Here is a 17,598-nt window from a genome sequence, read left to right on the forward strand (position 1 = left end):
ACTTTCCCCCTCACAGGGTTGATACAACATGGGCACGCTGCGCCCCCCAAGCACCCGGCTGCGCCCTCCCGAGGAACCACCAGGCCCGCCGAGCCAAGATCGCCAGACCATGAAGAACCGCGCTGTACCTCTCAAGTACCTGCTATATATACGCTTACAGCGAGCCATCCGTCTGGGGCAATGCGCACGGATTGACCGACCGGTCGCTTGACATCACTAATTTGCTGGGCTATACTATCCCGGAACTGTATTAGAAGCCGGTCCGTACTTTGGCCCGACTTTGGCGGGGCGGTGCCATGGGACGCGGGGCGGTTGCAGCAGCGGTATCCCTCCTGTTGGCGTGCGGCTCGCGCGCCGATGTTCTCCAACTCGCCGACCAGGGGCGCCTCCATGGCTCGCTCGAGGAACTCCTCGTGCGTGTGGACGGGGTTCCGCGCGCCTATGCCCGGTCAGTTCTCAAGTCCGCGGCGCTGTCGCGCGAGGGCGACGGCGTCGAGCTGGCCGACGGCTCCACGGTGCGCGGGGCGGTCATCTCGGTGACCTTCCGCTGCGCCGGCAAGCTCTATGCCATTGCCAGGTCGAAGGTTAGAGCGGTGACACTGGATGGGGTTCCCATCGCCCCAGAGGCGGCGCCCGCGGCGGCACCCCCCGAGAACCCAACGCCCCGAGCGCGTCCCCTCACCCCCGACGAGGTGGAGGCCAAGAAACGCTCCCTCGCCCGCAACGAGGCCCTCTGCCAGCAGTTCCGGGCCAAGGCCCGCGAGGCCGGGGGCCGGGCCGGGCTGGTGCTGGCCATGGCCGAGCAGATCCGGCTCGAGGTGCAGGCGGGCCGCTTCCTCACCGACGGCCAGATGTTCCAGCGCTACGAGGCGGCCCTCGCGGGCAAGCCGTTCCGCGAGCCAACCGCCACCCAACTCCGTCCGCTCGCCGCGGGCGTGAAGATCAGGCAGGGAGCGGACAGGGATACCCCGGAACTGGTGGTCGAGCCGTTCCCCGAGATGAAGTACTGACCTGAGGAGCAGCAGACTCTTCAGGCTGGCGGTTCTCGGCACGCGGAGGGTCAGGAGGCGCACACATGAGAGCGCTGTGGGCGGCGGTGCTGATGGTGGGGCTGGCGTCGCTGGCGCGGGCCGAGGGCCCGCGCGAGTACAAGCAGGGCCTCGTCGCGCACTACTACCAGGACCCCCAGTTCTGGGGCGGCAACTGGCCCGACGGCGTGAGCGTGCCGAAGGTGAATCCGGCCGACTGGACGTTCACGACCTACGCCTACAGCCGCGTGGAGCCGCTCATCAACCACCTGTTCATCCGCAACGGCTGGTTCAGCATCCGGTGGGTCGGCTACATCAACATCGAGCCCGGCGCCTCGGGCGAACACAAGGCCTCGGACCCTGTGAACGTGGGCTTCGAGCTGTGGGCCGACGACGGCGCGCGGCTCTTCATTGATGGCCAGAAGCTCATTGACGACTGGCGCGCCCGCTGGGAGAAGACGCCCCAGTCGCGCCGCAAGGCCGCCGCGACCCTCACCCCCGGCTACCACCGCATCGTCATCGAGTACTTCCAGGGCCAGAGCCTGGAGAAGGACGACCACGATCCAGCGAAGCTCTACTGGACCATCGGGGGCCGCAGGCAGATCGTGCCCGCCTCACATCTGTTCCACACCGACGAGGACCTCGAGACCCGCTAGGAGCCTGTCCAAGAATCCGCGTGGGACTGCGACGCCCGCGATTCTGGCCGCACGCAAGGCGCGTGGAGGAGAGAAGGGCCTCAGTCCGCCGGCAGGCGCGTCAGCAGGTCCAGGAACTCGGCCAGGTGGTCGTCGGTGCCGAAGTCCAGCACCGCCCGCTGCTTGCCGCAGCCGCCCCAGGCGCTGCCCACGAGGCGCCAGCGCAACACCGACGGGTCGGCCGCCCCGGGCACCAGCTCGGGAGGCTCCGGGTACCGCACATTCACCGTCATCAGCCCGTCCTCCCAGCGCGCGTCCTGGGCGGCGATCTGGGCGTGCGCCGTGTCGGCCCTGCCGAACGACTGCTCGAGATACCACTCGAAGAACAGCTCGGCCCGCCGCGGCGAGAGCCAGGGGTTGGGCTCAGGCCGCGACACGATGGCGTAGAGCAGCCGAGCGATGTAGTCGGGGTGTTTGGTGCCGTGCTTGCGCACGTAGGCCAGCGTCTCGTCGAGGTTGCGAAAGCCGTGCGACTGGGCGTTCCTGAGGCCCTGCGCCCCCTCGCCGCGCGCGATGTCGCGCAGCTTCTCCTCCGCCGCGGCGAACCGCGCGGCATTGGCCCTGAAGTACTGCTCCACCGCCCCCGCATAGTCCTTCTGCGCCAGCAGGGCGAGCAGCCCCTGGGTCTGCTCGACGACGACCTTCACCTCGGGGGCCGTGTCGCCCTTGCCCGGCCCCACGATCAGCAGGGCCGCCAGGCCGGCCAGCACCAGAGGGAGAACGAGGATGTGGAACCACGGGATGGGCCGATGGTGCAGCCCCGCGGCGTAGAGGTCGAAGCCACAGTCGAGACAGAACTGCCCCTTCCTGGGAAGGGCCGCATGGCACTTCGGGCACTCCTTGCGGCTCATGGCTCCTCCTGTGTCGCGGTCCCGTGTGGATTCCCGCACTGCCCCTAAGATACCAAGCATCCCGTGGATGTCAACACCGGAACCCGGTCGTCGGAACCGCGCGGCGTCGGCCAGGGCCTCACGTGTACCCGCAAACGGGTGTGGGCCATCTCTGGAGGTAGTTTCCGTTGCGGACTCTCATAGCGACGAGCGTCCCGCTTGTCGAACGGACGAAGCGAGCCGCTTCCCCTATTCCGGGGATTCCCGCAATAGAAGCTGCCTGCGATTCCGGCCTGCACCCCCGGAAAGGGGTGTGGGCCGGAGTTGTAGGTGGCTGCTGGAGCTCCGAAGGAGCGAAATGGGATAGCCCAGGGCAACGCCCTGGGAACCAGACCGCCCCGCGGCAGCCCTGACAGGGCGGAATAGAGAGCTTCTATCTCGCCCCTTCAGGGCTGGACCCGTGAATCCCACTGAACCCAGGGCGTTGCCCTGGGCTATCCCATGCGAGCCCTTCAGGCTCCAGAGAGAACCACCCTGCCTACAATTCCGGCCCACACCCCCCGGGAAACCTCGGCTTGAATTCGCGCGGGCAGGCCAATAGCATGGCGGTGGAGCGAGAGGCCACTTGGCTCGGCCGCCCCCCACTCCATCGCCGCCGCGGTCCGTGGGTGGGGCCGTGCTCTGCGGGGCTCACGCTCATTGCCGCAGGCGTTCCGGGACGGAGCGCCGAACCCACAGGCAGCGGGGCGCGCTCGTGAGCATCGCAGACCGGATTCGAGCCGCGTGCCAGGCTGTTGCGCAGTGCGCAACGCGCGTGCGCATCCGCGAGGCGCGGATCGCGGACTACGCCGCTTCGCTCCCGCTCGACCAGGCGGCGCGCCCGCAACACGACCCGGCCACGCACTATCTCGGCCGCGGCGGCGAGACGGTGGCCTTCTTCCTCACGCTCGACACCGTGAACTTCGGCTCGGGCTACTTCCCCCACCTGCGGAAGCGGCCCGGCCACTCCGGCTACTTCACCGTCGCGGCGTCGCTCGCCGATGCCTTTCGCGCCCGAGGGCCATTCGCCGCGGAGGAGCTGGCCCGGCTCACCGCGCCCGATTGCGCGGCCCTCTTCGGCCAGGAGGACGCCGCCGAGCCGATCGGCGAGCTGATGCGCCTGTTCGCCCGGGCGCTGAACGACCTGGGGCGGTTCCTGCTCGAGCGCTTCGGCGGCGACTTCCTGCGGCTGGTCGCGGCGGCCGAAGGCTCGGCCGAGCGGCTCGCCGCCCTGCTCGCCGAGATGGCGTACTTCCAGGACGTCGAGCCGTACGGCGCCTGGCAGGTGCCGTTCTACAAGCGGGCGCAGCTTGCGGCGGCCGACCTCGCGATCGCCTTCGGCGGCGAGGGGCCGGGCCGCTTCGGCGACCTCGACCGCCTGACGATCTTCGCCGACAACCTGGTGCCCCACGTGCTGCGCGTGGACGGCGTGCTGGCCTACGACGAGGGCCTGGCCGCGCGCATTGATGCCGGCGAGCTTGTCCCCGCCGGCTCGCCCGAGGAGGTGGAGATTCGCGCCTGCGCCCTTCATGCGGTGGAGCGGATGGTGGGCGCGCTCCGCGCGGCGGGCCGCGGCGACGTGACGGCGATGGGGCTGGACTACGTGCTCTGGAACCGCGGGCAGCAGCCGCACTACAAGGCGCAGCCGCGGCACCGCACCCGCACGGTGTTCTACTAGGGTCTGTGCGGAAATCCACGCGGGCTGCGTTGCCGGCGCCAGCGGGGCGGATGCAAGGCGCGGCGACGCAGGCGATGCTACGGAGCGCATCGCTGAGGAGCCGCAACGCGGCAGACACCCCGCTGCCGCCGCAACCCGAAGGGAAGCCGCGACCTATGGCCTCGAGCTGTGTCGCTCGTCGTCAACGATGCTCTCCGCCGCATCGCCTCCTCCGCGCTCCTTGCTCGCGGCCAGAATTCGCGGCGTCGCAGTCCCGCGTGGATTCCCGCACAGACCCTAGAATTGGCCCTTGTTATCCGCCTCGGGCTTCTGGGGCTTCTCGCGCTTCTCCATCCCCCTGCGGGCGTCTTCCTCGGCGGCGCGGCGGCGCATGTCGGCCTCTCTCTGGAGCGCGCGCAGGCGTTCCTCCGTCTCCATGCGCATGCGGTGTTCCATCGCCTCGCGCAGCCGGGCGGCGCCCTCGGGGTCCTGCTTGGCCAGTTCGGCGATGAGCTGGCGATGAAGCATTCGGAGCACGAGGGCGCGGATCTCCGGCCCCATGTCGTCCTCGTCGAGAGCGATCTCGAGCGTGCCGCCGTTGCCGATGGGCAGGCTCACCTTGCCGAAGGGCTGGCCCCCCTTGCGCATCATCTTCTCGTGGTCCGCCTTCAGCAGGGCCTTCTCCTGCTTCGGCTTCAGGGCGGCAAACTCGCGCTCGCCCTCCTTGGCCACCTCCACCACCACGGCGCCGTCGCGGACGTCCATCTTCCCGCCGGCGAGGCGCGCGATCCACTGGAGCGCCTGGCCCACCGGCATCTCGTTCACCCGCAGCGTGAGCGGCATCTGCTTGTCGAGGCCGGGATCCACGATCAGGTTCACCCCGATGAGCTGCTGCATGAAGTTCATCACGTCCACAATCGGCGTCTCGACGAAGTCGAAGGTCACCTTCTTCGTCTTGAGGAGTTCCTTGATCTTCTTGTCGGCCTCGGGTTCCTCGGCGCCGGCGGCGGGCTTCGGCTTCTTGTCGGGCGCAGCCGGCTCGCCGCAGAGGCCCGCACGCATCCACAAGGCGGCCAGCAACGCCACGAGAGTGAGTCTCATTCTCCAGGCTCCTAGTCCAGGGTTTCGTAGCCCACGGTCGCTGCGAACGCGCGGGGCGACGGGGCCGGAGCATCGGCCCCGCGCACGTTGGGCCGTGCGAACACCACGAGCTTGTTGTCGAAGTGCCCCAGGATCACGCGATGGGCGGCCTCGCCGCTGGAGGCCAACACGGCGGCGAAAGCGGGCGAGGGCGTGGGCGCGGGGCTCACCGGTTCGGGCTCGAGCGGCGCCCTCATCGCGTTCGTTGCGAGGGGTTTCGCGCCATCGGCTCCGCTCTCGAGCCCGAGGCGGACCGCGCCGCCCACGGCCAGCGCGGCCGCCGCGGCGGCGGCGAGGCGGATGAGCCGCCTGCGGGCGCGCCGGGCGCGCGTGGCGGCCACCACGCGGTGGGCCAGGCCGGCCGGCGCGGCGTCGGGCGCGGCCTGCCGCAGCAGGGCATCGAGTTGGGCGTCGTCGCGCTCGTCCATCGCTCACTCCTCGAGGAAGGCGGCCAGGTGCCGCCGCATCTGCTGTCGGGCCTTGTGCAGCCTCACGCGATAGGCCTCGGGCGAGCAGCCCAGCAGCGTGGCGGCTTCGGCCGAGGTCAGCCCGCCCTCCATCGCCAGGGCCAATGCCTCGCGGCACAGGGGCGACAGCGCCGCGAGGGCACGGTCCACGCTCTGCCGCAACTCGACGCCGGCCAGCTCGGTCTCCGGCGTCCGATGGTGCTCTATCTCCTGCTCTGGCTGCCACTTGCGGTGCTCGCGGCGCCGCTGGGCGATTCGCACGGCCATCGTCCGCAGCCAGCCGCCGAACGCCTTGGGCTCGCGAAGCTGGCGGAGGCGGACGAAGGCCTCGACGAAGGCCTCCTGCGCCACGTCCGCGGCCAGCTCGCGGTCGCCCGTGAGCATCCAGGCCAGCCGCACGAGCGGCGCCTGGAACGCCTCGACCAGTTGCCGCCACGCCACCTCGGAGCCGGCCTTGGCTGCGGCCACCATGCTCGCCAGGTCGGGCTCCATGCTGCGACTCGCTCTATCCCTAAGTGCCGCGAGTGCGGCTCTTGTTAGCCATGGGTGTCATCTGAGGCTGCGAAGAGCCAGCCAGGCGGCCACGGCGAGGAACGCCAGGGTTGCGGCGGCCACGGCTGCGCACAAGCCCGGCCGCCGCCGGGCCAGGAACCCGAGGTGGCTGCCGATGGTGCCGCCGAGGCGCGCCTTCGACTTGCCGCGCGCCCGAGCGCGCAGGTGGCCGGGGATCTCTTCGATCCTCAGGCCACGCTCGAATGCCTGGCTGAGGATCTCCAGATGGATGTCCTTGCCATCCTCGGTGAGCGTCAGCCGCTCGAGCGCCTCGCGGCGATACCCGCGCACGATACAGGTGGAGGTGTAGATGCGCTCGGGCCACGCGAAGCGCAGCAGCCAGTTGCCCAGGCGGCTGGGCAGCAGGCGCTTCCACGGCACGCCCGCGCTCGTGCCGCCGGGCATGTAGGCCGAGGCCAGCACGATGTCGGGCCCGCCCGCGCGTCTCAGCGCTTCGTGCATGCGGAGGATGTGCGACGGCTCGTAACTCAGGTCGAAATCAACACTTACGACGAATGCTCCGCGCGCGGCTGCGAAGCCTGTGCGCAAAGCGCGGCCGCGGCCGGCGTTAGGCGTGTAGCCGACGACCCGCACGCGCGGGTCGCGCGCCGCCTCGGCCTCGGCCCGGGCGCGCGAGGCGTCGGTGCTCCCGTCGTCCACCATCACCAGTTCCCAGGAGCCGGCGAAGCCGGCCATCGCCTCGCGCACGCGGCGCGCCGTGTCGGCGATGCTCTCCTCCTCGTTGAACATCGGGGCGATGATCGAGAGGTCCACAGCGTCGGGCAAGGGTGCCGCTCCTTTGCTCCTCGCCGTCATTCTAGCATGGAGGGGGCGGGGCGCAAGAGAGCGCGAGGCTACAAGTTGCGAAACCTTCTACGTTGGCCCGGTCTCGGCTGCCCCGGTCTGCCGCCGCCCCACTTGCCGACCAGGATGGCATGCTGGCGCATCCGCTGGGCGTCGGTGCGGGCGACGGGAATGGGATGGCCATCGGGGTCAATGCCGGCGTAGTACATTGCGGTGGCCACGGTGCCGGGGGTGGGGATGAAGCACTGCACCTGTTGGGGCCTCCAGCCGCGGGCGCGCAGCCAGTGGGCCAGGGCGCGCATGTCGGCGTCGGTGCAGCCGGGGAAGGCGCTGAGGAGGTAAGGTATCACGTATTGTTCCTTGCCCGCCTCGCGCGAGACACGCTCGAAGACGGTGAGGAACTGCTCGAAGGCGGCGAAGGCCGGCTTGCGCATCAGGCGCAGCACGTGGCCCACGCAATGCTCGGGCGCGAGCTTGAGTTGGCCGCCCGTGAATTCGCCCACCAGCGCCTCCACATAGCCGGGCTCGGTCAATGCGAGGTCGTGCCGCACCCCGCTCGAGGTTCGCACGTGCCTCACCCCCGGCACCTTGGCGAGGGCGCGAAGCAGCTCGGCCAGGGCCTGCTGGTCGGCCGCGAAGTTCGGGCAAATGCTTGGTGTAAGGCAACTTACGCGACAGCAACTCGCGGGGTCGCCCGCGCACGTGGCACCCCACATGTTGGCCGAGGGGCCACCGACGTCCGACAGGCTGTCGCGCCAGGCCGGGTGCGTCGTGAGGCGGGCAGCCTCGGCGAGGACCGACTCGCGGCTCCGCGAGCGGATGCGACGGCCCTGGTGCTGCGCCAGGGCGCAAAACGAGCAGCCGCCCGCACAGCCGCGGTGGGTGGTGAGGCTGAACTGCACCATCTCGACCGCGGGGATCGGCTCGCAGTACGAGGGGTGGGGCGCGCGCGAGAATGGGAGGGCGTAAAGCGCGTCGAGTTCAGCGGTTGTGAGGGGCTCGGACGGCGGGGCGAACACCAGTGTGCGGCCTTGCGTGCTCTGCGCGGCCCAGGCCGAGCCGCCATGCACCTGGCGCTCGAGGAGCAGCGTGGCGGCCATGAGTTTCGCCGGGTCCGCCTCCATTTCCTCGTGAGAGGGCAGCGTCAGCCAGACTCTACCAGACTCGTCAGACTCGTGGGGCTTGCCCGCGGCCACCACGGTGCCTCGGACGCCGCGCAGCGCGGCGTCTGGGCAGGCGGCACCCGGTCCGCGGCCCGCCAGCCGCTGGGCGATCTCCAGCACCGCCCGCTCGGCCATGCCGTAGACCAGCAGGTCAGCCTTGCTGTCGAGGAGCAGCGAGCGGCGGAGCCTGTCGGTCCAGAAGTCGTAGTGGCTCGCCCGGCGCATCGAGGCCTCGATGCCGCCGATGATCACGGGCAGGCCGGGAAACGCCTGCCGCACGAGGTTGGTGTAGACGATGGTCGCTCGGTTGGGCCGTGCCCCGGCCCGGCCGCCGGGGGTGTAGGCGTCGTCGTGCCGCTTCTTGCGGAAGGCGGTGTAGTGGGCGAGCATCGAGTCGAGGGCGCCCGCCGTCACGCCCGCGAAGAGGCGCGGGCGGCCCAGCGCGGCGATGCCCGCAGGAGTGTCCCACTGCGGCTGGGCGATGATGCCCGTGCGAAAGCCATGGGCCACCAGCCATCGCCCCAGCAGCGCGGCGCCGAAGGCGGGGTGGTCCACATACGCATCCCCCGTCACCAGGAGAACATCCAGCGTGTCCCACCCCAGCCGGTCCATTTCGGCGCGGCTCATGGGCAGGAAGGGGGGCTGGGGCAGTGTGGGGGGCTGGGCCATCGGACGCCTCGGCGGGGGCCTGTGCTCACAGAGGGCTGTTCTGCTATGAGAATACGGGATTGGGGGGCGAAGATCAAAGGATGCCCGGGCGCGCAACCAGGGTTGGGGTTCCTGCGCTGCCGGTGGAGCTCGATGCAGGAAGCCGTCGCCGAGGGGCTACTTGAGGTCGTATTCCTTGATCTTGCGGTAGAGCGTGCGCTCGCCGATGCCGAGGGTCTTGGCGGCCTCGACACGGTTGCCGCCCACGGCGGCCAGGGTGTTGCGGATCAGCTCGCGCTCGGCGTGCTCGATGGAGATGCCGACAAGCGGGGGGGCCTCGGCGGCCTGGGCCTCGCCGGGGGCGATGTGGTCGGGCAGGTCGTCGGCGCCCAGCACGGGGTCGGTGGTGACGACGACCATGTGCTCGATGGCGTTGCGCAGTTCGCGCACGTTGCCCGGCCACTCGTAGGCGGCCAGGCGGCGGCGGGCGTCGGGAGCGATCTCGGTGACGGATTTCTTGTAGGCCGTGGCGATCTCGCGCAGGAAATGGTCGGCGAGGAGCGGAATGTCGTCGGGCCGCTCGCGCAGCGGCGGAATGTAGAGCGTGACCACCTTGAGGCGGAAGTAGAGGTCCTCGCGGAACTTGCCTTCCTTGATCAGCGTCTCGAGCCGCCGGTGGGTGGCGGCCACGATGCGGACGTCCACATGGATGGGCGCGTTGGAGCCGACGCGGACGATCTCGTTCTGTTCGAGGACTCGCAGGAGCTTGACCTGGGTGGAGGCGGGCATGTCGCCCACCTCGTCGAGGAGCAGCGTGCCGCCGTCGGCGTATTCGAACCGCCCCTGGCGCGCGGCGGCGGCGCCGGTGAACGAGCCTTTCTCGTGGCCGAACAGCTCGCTCTCGAGGATGCCCTCGGAGAGCGCGGCGCAGTTGAGGGCGACGAAGCGCTTGGCGCGCCGCGGGCTGTTGTTGTGGATGGCGCGCGCGACCAGTTCCTTGCCCGTACCGCTCTCGCCGTAGATGAGCACCGTGGCGTCGGTGGGGGCGATCTGGCGGAGCGTCTCGACCAGCCGCAGCATCTTCGGGTTGTTGCCGATGATGCCCTCGAAGCCGTAGCGCTGGTCGAGCTCGCGGCGCAGCTCGGCGTTGGTGCGGCGCAGGGCCTGCTTTTCGAGCACGCTGCGGACGACGGCGCGCAGTTCCTCGAGGTTGACCGGCTTGCGCAGGTAGGTGGCGGCGCCCTGCTGCATGGCGGCGACGGCGTTCTCGACGGTGGCGTAGCCGGTGACGACGATCACCTCGGTGTCGGGGCTGCGGCCCTTGGCCTCGCGCAGCAGCTCCATGCCGTCGAGATCGGCCATCTTGAGGTCGGTGATCACCAGATCATAGGGCTTGGCCGAGAGGCGGTCGAGGGCCTCGCGCCCGCCCGTGGCGATGTCGCACACGGCGTCGAGGGCCTCCAGGGCGTCGGCGAGAGTCTCGGCGTGGTCGGCGCGGTCGTCCACGAGCAGGATCGCGGGGCGTGGAGCGGTCATGGGCGGCCCTCCGGGGTGGCGGAACCGGGCGGGGCGAGCGGCAGGCGGACGGTGAAGTGGGTGCCCTTGCCCACGTCGCTCTCGACGGCGATGGAGCCGCCGTGGAGTTCGAGGATGCGCCGCGCGGTGCAGAGGCCCAGGCCGCTGCCGCCCTCTTTGGTGGAGAAGTAGAGGTCGAAGATCCGCCCGAGCTGGTGGTCGGGGATGCCGATGCCCGTGTCGGTGACGTCAATCTGCACGCCGGGCGGGCTGGCCGAGGTGGCGACGATGAGTTCGCCGCCCTTGGGCATGGCCTCTTCGGCGTTGATGAGCAGGTTGAGCAGGGCCTGCTTGAGCAGCTTGGGGTCGGCCTGGATCACGGGCAGGTCGGCGGCGAGCTGGCTGCGCACCCGGATGCCGAGCTGCGCGGCCTTGGGCGCGATGAAGTCGAGCAGCTCCTGGACCAGGAGATTCACTTCGCACGGCTGCGGGCTGGCGTGCGGGGTGCGGGCGTAGCGCAGGAAGTCCTCGAGGAGGCCGACGAGGCGGGTGGTCTCGCGCTCGAGGGTCTGAAGGCGCTTCAGGGTGCGGCGCTCGCGCGGGGTGGTGGCGTCGCGCTGCCAGTCCTCGAGCATGAGTTGCAGGTTGAGGCTGATGGTGCTCAGCGGGTTCTTGATCTCGTGGGCCAGGCCGGCGGCCAGGGTGACCACGTGGGACCAGGCGTTGTCGTGCGGAGCGGGGTGCGTGCTCATGGCCGTCCTGGCACCGGGCCGGGGGCGGAATCGGGCGGTCTCCGGGGCGATGGCCAGGGCCTGCCTCGGGGCCGGAGGCACTCGGCGCGGCGGCTCAGGCGAGGCGGATGACGTTCTCGGCAGCGAGGCCCTTGTTGCCCTGCACGATGTCGAGCTGCACCGCCTCGCCATCCTCGAGGGTCTTGAAGTCCTCGGAGTCCTTGATGTTGCGCCAGTGGACGAAGATGTCGGGCTGCCCGTCCACCGTGATGAAGCCATAGCCCTTCTTGGGGTCGAACCACTTCACGATGCCTTGAGCCATCCGGGCGTCTCCCTGCGGGGGAAGCGGCGGCGCGCCCCCGGCGGGGCCGGGGGCGCGCCGCGCGATCAGCGTCTGCCGCCGTTGGGGCTCGGGGGCGGCCCGTCGTCGCGCCCCACGGCCTTGCGGCTGAGTTTCACGCGGCCCTGGTCGTCAATGGAGATGACCTTGACCTTCACCTCGTCGCCCACGCGCACCTCGTCCTCGACCCTCTCGACATAGCGGTCGGCGAGTTCGGAGATGTGGCAGAGGCCCTCCTGGCCGGGGAGGAACTCGATGAAGGCGCCGAAGTTCTTGGTCGAGACGACGCGGCCGTTGTACACCTTGCCGATCTCGGCGGTGGCCACGAGGCCGAGGATCAGGTCGCGGGCGCGCTCGGCGGCCCGCACGTCGGGCGAGGCGATGGTGATCACGCCGCTGTCTTCGATCTCCACCTTGGCGCCGGATTCGGCCTCGATGCTGCGGATCATCTTGCCGCCGGGGCCGATCACGGTGCCGATCTTGGCGGGGTCGATCTGCACGCGGAGCAGGCGCGGCGCGTAGGGCGAGATGTCGTGCCGCGGGCGGTCGAGCGTGCGGAGCATCTCGCGCAGGATGTGGATGCGCGCCTCGCGCGCCTGCTCGAGGGCGGCTCGCATCACGCTGTCGCTCAGCCCGCCGATCTTGATGTCCATCTGCAACGCCGTCACGCCGTGCTGGGTGCCGGCCACCTTGAAGTCCATGTCGCCGAAGTGGTCCTCATCCCCCAGGATGTCGGTGAGGATGGCCACCTTGTCGCCTTCTTTGATCAGGCCCATGGCGATGCCGGCCACGGGGTCGCGGATGGGGATGCCGGCGTCCATCATCGAGAGCGTGGCGCCGCACACGGTGGCCATGGAGGAGGAGCCGTTGGATTCGAGGATTTCGGAGACGATGCGGATGGTGTAGGGGAAGTCCTCGCAGGAGGGCAGCACGGGCTCGAAGGCCCGCTCGGCGAGGGCGCCGTGGCCGATCTCGCGGCGGCCGGGGCCGCGCTCGGGCCGCACCTCGCCGACCGAGAAGCCGGGGAAGTTGTAGTGGAGCATGAACTTGCGCGTGTAGTCTTCGAAGAGGCTCTCGACCCATTCCTCGTCGGTCGAGGTGCCGAGCGTGGTGGCCACGAGGGCCTGGGTTTCGCCGCGGGTGAAGAGCGCCGAGCCGTGGGCGCGGGGCAGGACGGCGACCTCGCAGGCGATGGGGCGGATGTCCTTGGGGCCGCGGCCGTCGCAGCGGGTGCCCGAGGCCATCAGGCTGCGCATCACCTTGCCTTCGAGTTCCTCGAAGGCGGCCGCCACGTCGCCCTTCGGGTAGCCGTCTTCGTTCGTCTCGCTCTGGGCGAACTCCTCGAAGGCCTGTTGGCGTAACTGGATGACGGCGGCGCCGCGCTCGCGCTTGGCGCGGATCTGGAGGCGCTCCTGGAGCGGGCCGCGGTATTTCGCGTTCAGCTTGGCCTTGAGGTCCTCGGGCACGCCGGCGGCCTCGAAGAAGCGCGCGGTGACGCCGCAATCGCGCACCAGCTCCTCGATCATCTCGACGATCTGGCGGCAGGCGTCGTGCCCGAAGCGCAGGGCCTCGATGACGCTCGACTCGGGGATCTCCTTGGCGCCCGCCTCGACCATCACAATGGCGTCCTTCGAGGCGGCCATCACGAGGTCCAGGTCGCCGTCCGCCACCTGCTTGTAGGTGGGGTTGATGAGGAAGCGCCCGCCGATGCGCCCCACGCGCACGGCGCCCAGGGGGCCGAGGAAGGGGATGGACGAGATGGACAGGGCGGCCGAGGAGCCGACCATGGCCAGGACGTCGGGGTCGTTGTCCTTGTCGGCCGACAGCACGATCGAGTGGATCATCACCTCTTCGCGGAAGCCCTTGGGGAAGAGGGGGCGCAGGGGGCGGTCGCACATGCGCGAGGTGAGGATTTCCTTGCGGCTCGGCCGCCCCTCGCGCTTCATGAAGCGTCCGCCGGGGATCTTGCCCGCCGCGTGGAACTTCTCGCGGTACTCCACCGTCAGCGGAAAGAAGTCGGTCTCGCGCCGCGCCTCGGCGCAGCTCACGGTGGACAGCACCACGGTGTCGCCGTAGCGCACCGTCACGGCGCCTTCCGCTTGCTTGGCGAGTTTGCCGGTCTCGATGATCAGGGGTCGGTCGCCGATGACTCTCTCAACTCGATGAATGGCCATGCGCGTCTCTTGCCTCCTGTGTGCCTTCTCCGCACGCCGGCCTACCCATAGGCCTGTCCTTGCCCGTCACACGTGGTGGGGAAAGCTCGTGTCGCTTGCCGATCTGCTCTCTCTTCCGTTCTCAGACCGCTCACCGGGCGGGGTTCGCTCTGGCTCGGAACAGGTTGCGAGTCGCCCGCGCGCCTACTTGCGGATCCCCAGCCGCTTCACCACCAACGTGTACCGGTCCGGACTGACGCGGTGCAGATACCGCAGCAGCCGGGTGCGCCGGCCCACCATCAGCAGCAGGCCGCGTCGCGAGGTGTGGTCCTTGCGGTGGGACTTCAGGTGTTCGGCCAGATGGTTGATGCGTTCCGTCAGCAGCGCCACTTGCACCTCGGGCGACCCCGTGTCCTGGTCATGCACCCGATACGTGCCGATGAGTTCGCTCTTCTTCGTTCCGTCCATCGTCATAGACAGCGTGTCCTTCACCTAGCGCGGGGCTTCCACGCGCGCCCGCTCGTGCAGTGTTCGTCACATTATAGCGTTTCGGGGGGTGCCGATCAACTGCAAACAGCGTTCTTGAATCCAGCGATCCCTTCTGCTACCATCGGGGGTGGAGCATCGCGGGCGGAGGACTCACGCCGATGGCACGCTGGATTCTGCTGCTGCTGGGGGCCGTGGGGGCGCTGGCGGCGCCGCGGGCCGGTGCCGCCGCCGAGGCCCCGCTGGCGCGGGTGGCCTGGCCCATTCCCGCGGCGGCCTGGCGCGTGCCCCTGGGCCGCTGCGAGCGGGGCGTGCCGCTGGGCGGCTTCGGGGCGGGGAGCTTCATGCTGAACTCCGGCGGCTCGTTCGGCCCCTGGCACTTCCAGCCGGGGGCGCCCGAGTCGGGCCGCCGGCTTGCCGGGGCCGCGTTCCACTTCTACGAGAGGCCCGAGGGCGGGGCCGCGCGCGTGGCCACCCTGGCCGCCCAGCCGCCGATGCCGGGATGGGCGCCGCTGCCGCCCGGCTCGGGCTCCTACGCCGCGCTCTATCCCAAGGGCTGGTTCACGTATTCGGGCTTCGCGGCCGACCTGGCGATGAAGTTCCTCAGCCCCATCCTGCGCGGCAACGCGCGCGAGACGAGCTATCCCGTGGCCCTCTTCGAGTTCGCCATCGCCAACCCCACGGCGCGCAAACTCGATGTGGCCGTGCTCTTCACCTTTCCCAATGCCGCCGCGCACACGGCCGAGCTGCGCACCGGCTTCCTGAGCGTCGCCCGCGCCGCCCCCGAGAAGGGCATCGTGGGAGTCGTGCTCGGCGCCCGCCACGACCGCAACCCGCCGACCACGCAGGGCACCGAATGGTGCCTCGCCGCGCGGGCCGAGCGGGGCGGCGAGGTCTCCCACGCCGCCTCGTGGAACGCCATGGCCAGCGGGGGCGACGTGCTGGGCGCCTTCGCCGCCGACGGCCGGCTGCCCAACCAGCCCCTCGACGCCACGGCGAGCGCCGGGGCCGTGGCCTTCCGCGCCACGCTCGAGCCCAAGGCCTCCATCACCGTGCCGTTCGCCCTGAGCTGGGACTTTCCCCGCGTGGCCCTCGGGCCCACCCAGTGGCAGCGGCGCTACACCGAGTATTTCAGCCAGGCCGACGGCAACGCCTTCGCCCTGGCGTGCGAGGCCCTGACGCGCCACGCCGAGTGGGAGGCCGGGGTGGACGCCTGGATGCGCCCCGTGCTCGACGAGCCGCTCTACCCCGACTGGCTCAAGCAGGCCGCCTTCAACGAGCTCTACTACGAGAGCTTCGGCGGCGCCTTCTGGGAGGCCGGCTGCCTCACCACGCCCGAGGAGTTCCGGGGCCTCCACCCTGAGGACAACAAGCACTTCCTCCTCGCCTGCCCCTCCGAGCCGTTCTGCGAGCCGCTGGCGTGGCGCTTCGCCGCCCAGCGCGCGCGGCTGGCCCTCTGGCCCCAGATCGAGCGCGACGTGCTCCTGGCCTACGCCGACCTGATTGACGCCACCACCGCCTTCGCCTGCGACCTGGGCACGCCCAGCGGCAACCCTTTCCTGGCCGGCAACGCCTCGCCCGACGCGGCCCGCGAGGCCAAGGACCTGCCCGCCCTGTTCATCCTCCAGGCCTACGCCTACTACCGCGCCACGGGCGACCGGGACTTCCTCATCCACGTCTGGTCCGCCTGCAAGAAGTGCTTCGCCGCGCTGCGCGCCGCCGACACCTATGGCTACGGGTTGCCCGGCCACAATGGCGACGACACGCTCACCTCGCCCTGCCCGCTCCAGGGCGTGTCGCTGCTGGGCGGCGGCCTGTGCGCCGCCGCCCTCGAGGCCCTGGCGCAGCTCGCCACGGCCTGCGAGGACCGCGACGCCGATGCCATCCGCCGCCTGGCGTCCCTGGCCCGCGCCAACCTCGATCGCCAGCTCTGGCGCCCGCGGCTCGGCTACTACGCCATCGACACCCACTCGCGCCAGTCCGACGCCATCGCCGCCGGCGCCCTGTCGGGCATTCGCTTCGCCCAGGGGGCGGGCCTCCCCCCCCTGCTTCCCGCCGAGCGCCTCCAGCCGCACCTGCGGCAGGTCTACCTGCGCTGCGTCAAGCCGCTCCGCGACGCCACCGGCGACGGTGCGCCCGACGTGGGCGCCCTGAACGTCGTCGGCACCGACCGCTGCCCGCCCGGCATCGGGCGCTGCCTCGAGGTCTCGGTGGCCGACACCTACCGCCTCGCGGCCACGCTCTACCACGTCGGCCGCCAGCGTGGCGACCAGGAGCTCGTTGCCAATGCCCTTCAGACCGCTTTCGGCGCCTACTACCAGACCTGGGCCGTCGAGCCCGACAAGCCCTATTGGGCCTTCGAAACGCCCCAGGCCTGGCACGCCACCAACCCCGCCCACGCCCGCGCCACCCAGCACATCGAGCCGCGCGCCGTGTGGGACCTGCTGCTCGAGATCAAGGACCCCTACGCGCCGCCCCCCGAGGCGCCCGCCACGCCGGCCGCCGCCACGCCGGCCGTCAAGGAGTGAGCCATGGGCGCTCCCCTGAGCCGCGCGCGAGCCGCGATCAACGGAATGGGCGCCCTGCTGCGCGACCTGCTGCGCCCCACGAACCTCCTGGCCGTCGTCGTGTTGCTCACCCTCTCGTACATCGGCATCACCTACCTGATGGCCAGCTACCGCCAGGCGCGGCTGGACCGCGAGCGGCGGGAGCTCGAGGAGGCCGTTGCCGACCTCCGGCAGCGCAACGACGCCCTGCGCCGCGCCGTGCGCCAGCTCGAGGCCCAGAACGCCGAGCTACGCACCTTCGTGGCGCGCCTGGGCGCCGAATCGCGCGTGGCGCAGGTGCGCGTGGTGGGCCAGCGCCTCGACTCGCAGAACGTGCCGCTCTGGACCTTCGAGTTCACCGAGAACGACCGCGCGGGCAAGCCGCTGGCCGCCAAGGTGCTCACCGTGCGCGGCGCCGAGGTGTACTTCGACGCGCTCGTGATCAAGTTCACCGACGATCTCGTCAAGGTGGGGGACCCGCTGCGGGGGCGGTCGCTGCACTTCTTCCGCCGGGCCTTCGGCTCGGCCCAGGAGCCGCGCGAGGGCCCCATGCTCGCCGCCTCGGGCAGCGTGGTGCCCGACGCCTATCGTTCGGGTGCGGCGCCTTCGGCCTTCGAGCAGGCCCTGTGGCTGCGCTTCTGGCATTGGGCCGAGCACCCCGACGAGGCCGAGGCCGAGGGCATCCGCGTGGCCCAGATCGAGGCCGTGGGCATCCGCCCCGTGCCCGGCGCCACCTACCGCATCACGCTGGAGCACGACGGCGGGCTGAACATCAAACGAGAGCTGCCGCGATAGCGGAGACCA

Annotated in this window: 16 protein-coding genes; 5 read left to right on the forward strand and 11 right to left on the reverse strand. The window is 70.5% G+C overall.

The annotated features are described in order from the left end of the window. The first annotated feature begins 296 nt into the window (after window positions 1-296). Together PLE19_08430 and PLE19_08435 are read left to right on the forward strand one after the other, a co-directional pair. Window positions 297-1,010 carry a hypothetical protein gene (locus tag PLE19_08430; protein ID HPD14962.1) on the forward strand — a complete coding sequence of 238 codons (714 nt, stop codon included), beginning with the start codon at window positions 297-299 and terminating at the stop codon, window positions 1,008-1,010. Window positions 1,011-1,075: 65 nt separating this feature from the next. After that, complete coding sequence (locus PLE19_08435) at window positions 1,076-1,684, forward strand: PA14 domain-containing protein (GenBank protein HPD14963.1); 609 nt, start codon at window positions 1,076-1,078, stop codon at window positions 1,682-1,684. Window positions 1,685-1,764: 80 nt separating this feature from the next. Here PLE19_08435 and PLE19_08440 read toward each other — a convergent pair whose 3' ends face one another. Continuing rightward, window positions 1,765-2,574 carry a hypothetical protein gene (locus tag PLE19_08440; GenBank protein HPD14964.1) on the reverse strand — a complete coding sequence of 270 codons (810 nt, stop codon included), beginning with the start codon at window positions 2,572-2,574 and terminating at the stop codon, window positions 1,765-1,767. 733 nt (window positions 2,575-3,307) lie between these two features. Here PLE19_08440 and PLE19_08445 point away from each other — a divergent pair. Further along, complete coding sequence (locus PLE19_08445) at window positions 3,308-4,270, forward strand: queuosine salvage family protein (GenBank protein HPD14965.1); 963 nt, start codon at window positions 3,308-3,310, stop codon at window positions 4,268-4,270. A gap of 276 nt (window positions 4,271-4,546) precedes the next feature. On the opposite strand, the gene PLE19_08450 is transcribed toward PLE19_08445, so the two are convergent. The 10 genes from PLE19_08450 to rpsO form a co-directional block, all read right to left on the reverse strand. Beyond that, the gene (locus tag PLE19_08450) at window positions 4,547-5,350 is read right to left on the reverse strand and encodes a hypothetical protein (protein ID HPD14966.1); all 804 of its coding nucleotides are present in this window, start codon (window positions 5,348-5,350) and stop codon (window positions 4,547-4,549) included. An 11-nt stretch (window positions 5,351-5,361) separates the two neighbouring features. Next, window positions 5,362-5,817: a hypothetical protein gene (locus PLE19_08455; protein ID HPD14967.1), complete on the reverse strand. Its 456-nt coding sequence runs from the start codon at window positions 5,815-5,817 to the stop codon at window positions 5,362-5,364. Window positions 5,818-5,820: 3 nt separating this feature from the next. After that, complete coding sequence (locus tag PLE19_08460) at window positions 5,821-6,348, reverse strand: sigma-70 family RNA polymerase sigma factor (protein HPD14968.1); 528 nt, start codon at window positions 6,346-6,348, stop codon at window positions 5,821-5,823. A gap of 57 nt (window positions 6,349-6,405) precedes the next feature. Continuing rightward, a complete protein-coding gene (locus PLE19_08465) occupies window positions 6,406-7,194 on the reverse strand; it encodes a glycosyltransferase (protein HPD14969.1) in 789 nt (262 codons plus the stop codon). Window positions 7,195-7,262: 68 nt separating this feature from the next. Further along, on the reverse strand, window positions 7,263-9,044 hold the full coding sequence (locus PLE19_08470; GenBank protein ID HPD14970.1) for a YgiQ family radical SAM protein: 1,782 nt from the start codon (window positions 9,042-9,044) through the stop codon (window positions 7,263-7,265). Window positions 9,045-9,200: 156 nt separating this feature from the next. Further along, window positions 9,201-10,559 (reverse strand): sigma-54 dependent transcriptional regulator, encoded by a 1,359-nt coding sequence (locus PLE19_08475; protein ID HPD14971.1) that lies wholly within the window; start codon window positions 10,557-10,559, stop codon window positions 9,201-9,203. Continuing rightward, complete coding sequence (locus PLE19_08480) at window positions 10,556-11,290, reverse strand: ATP-binding protein (GenBank protein HPD14972.1); 735 nt, start codon at window positions 11,288-11,290, stop codon at window positions 10,556-10,558. Before PLE19_08480 ends, PLE19_08475 begins: the two co-directional genes overlap by 4 nt. Before the next feature lie 94 nt (window positions 11,291-11,384). Continuing rightward, window positions 11,385-11,591: a cold shock domain-containing protein gene (locus tag PLE19_08485; GenBank protein ID HPD14973.1), complete on the reverse strand. Its 207-nt coding sequence runs from the start codon at window positions 11,589-11,591 to the stop codon at window positions 11,385-11,387. Between the two features lie 65 nt (window positions 11,592-11,656). Continuing rightward, window positions 11,657-13,783 (reverse strand): polyribonucleotide nucleotidyltransferase, encoded by a 2,127-nt coding sequence (gene pnp / locus PLE19_08490; GenBank protein ID HPD14974.1) that lies wholly within the window; start codon window positions 13,781-13,783, stop codon window positions 11,657-11,659. 183 nt (window positions 13,784-13,966) lie between these two features. Next, window positions 13,967-14,230 (reverse strand): 30S ribosomal protein S15, encoded by a 264-nt coding sequence (gene rpsO / locus PLE19_08495; protein ID HPD14975.1) that lies wholly within the window; start codon window positions 14,228-14,230, stop codon window positions 13,967-13,969. 179 nt (window positions 14,231-14,409) lie between these two features. On the opposite strand from rpsO, the gene PLE19_08500 reads away from it, so the two are divergent. Together PLE19_08500 and PLE19_08505 are read left to right on the forward strand one after the other, a co-directional pair. Continuing rightward, window positions 14,410-16,776: a GH116 family glycosyl-hydrolase gene (locus PLE19_08500; GenBank protein HPD14976.1), complete on the forward strand. Its 2,367-nt coding sequence runs from the start codon at window positions 14,410-14,412 to the stop codon at window positions 16,774-16,776. A 3-nt stretch (window positions 16,777-16,779) separates the two neighbouring features. Then, window positions 16,780-17,589 (forward strand): hypothetical protein, encoded by an 810-nt coding sequence (locus PLE19_08505; protein HPD14977.1) that lies wholly within the window; start codon window positions 16,780-16,782, stop codon window positions 17,587-17,589. Window positions 17,590-17,598 lie beyond the last annotated feature (9 nt).

This window comes from Planctomycetota bacterium (assembly GCA_035384565.1).
In the GTDB taxonomy this organism is placed as follows: Bacteria; Planctomycetota; PUPC01; order DSUN01; family DSUN01; genus DAOOIT01.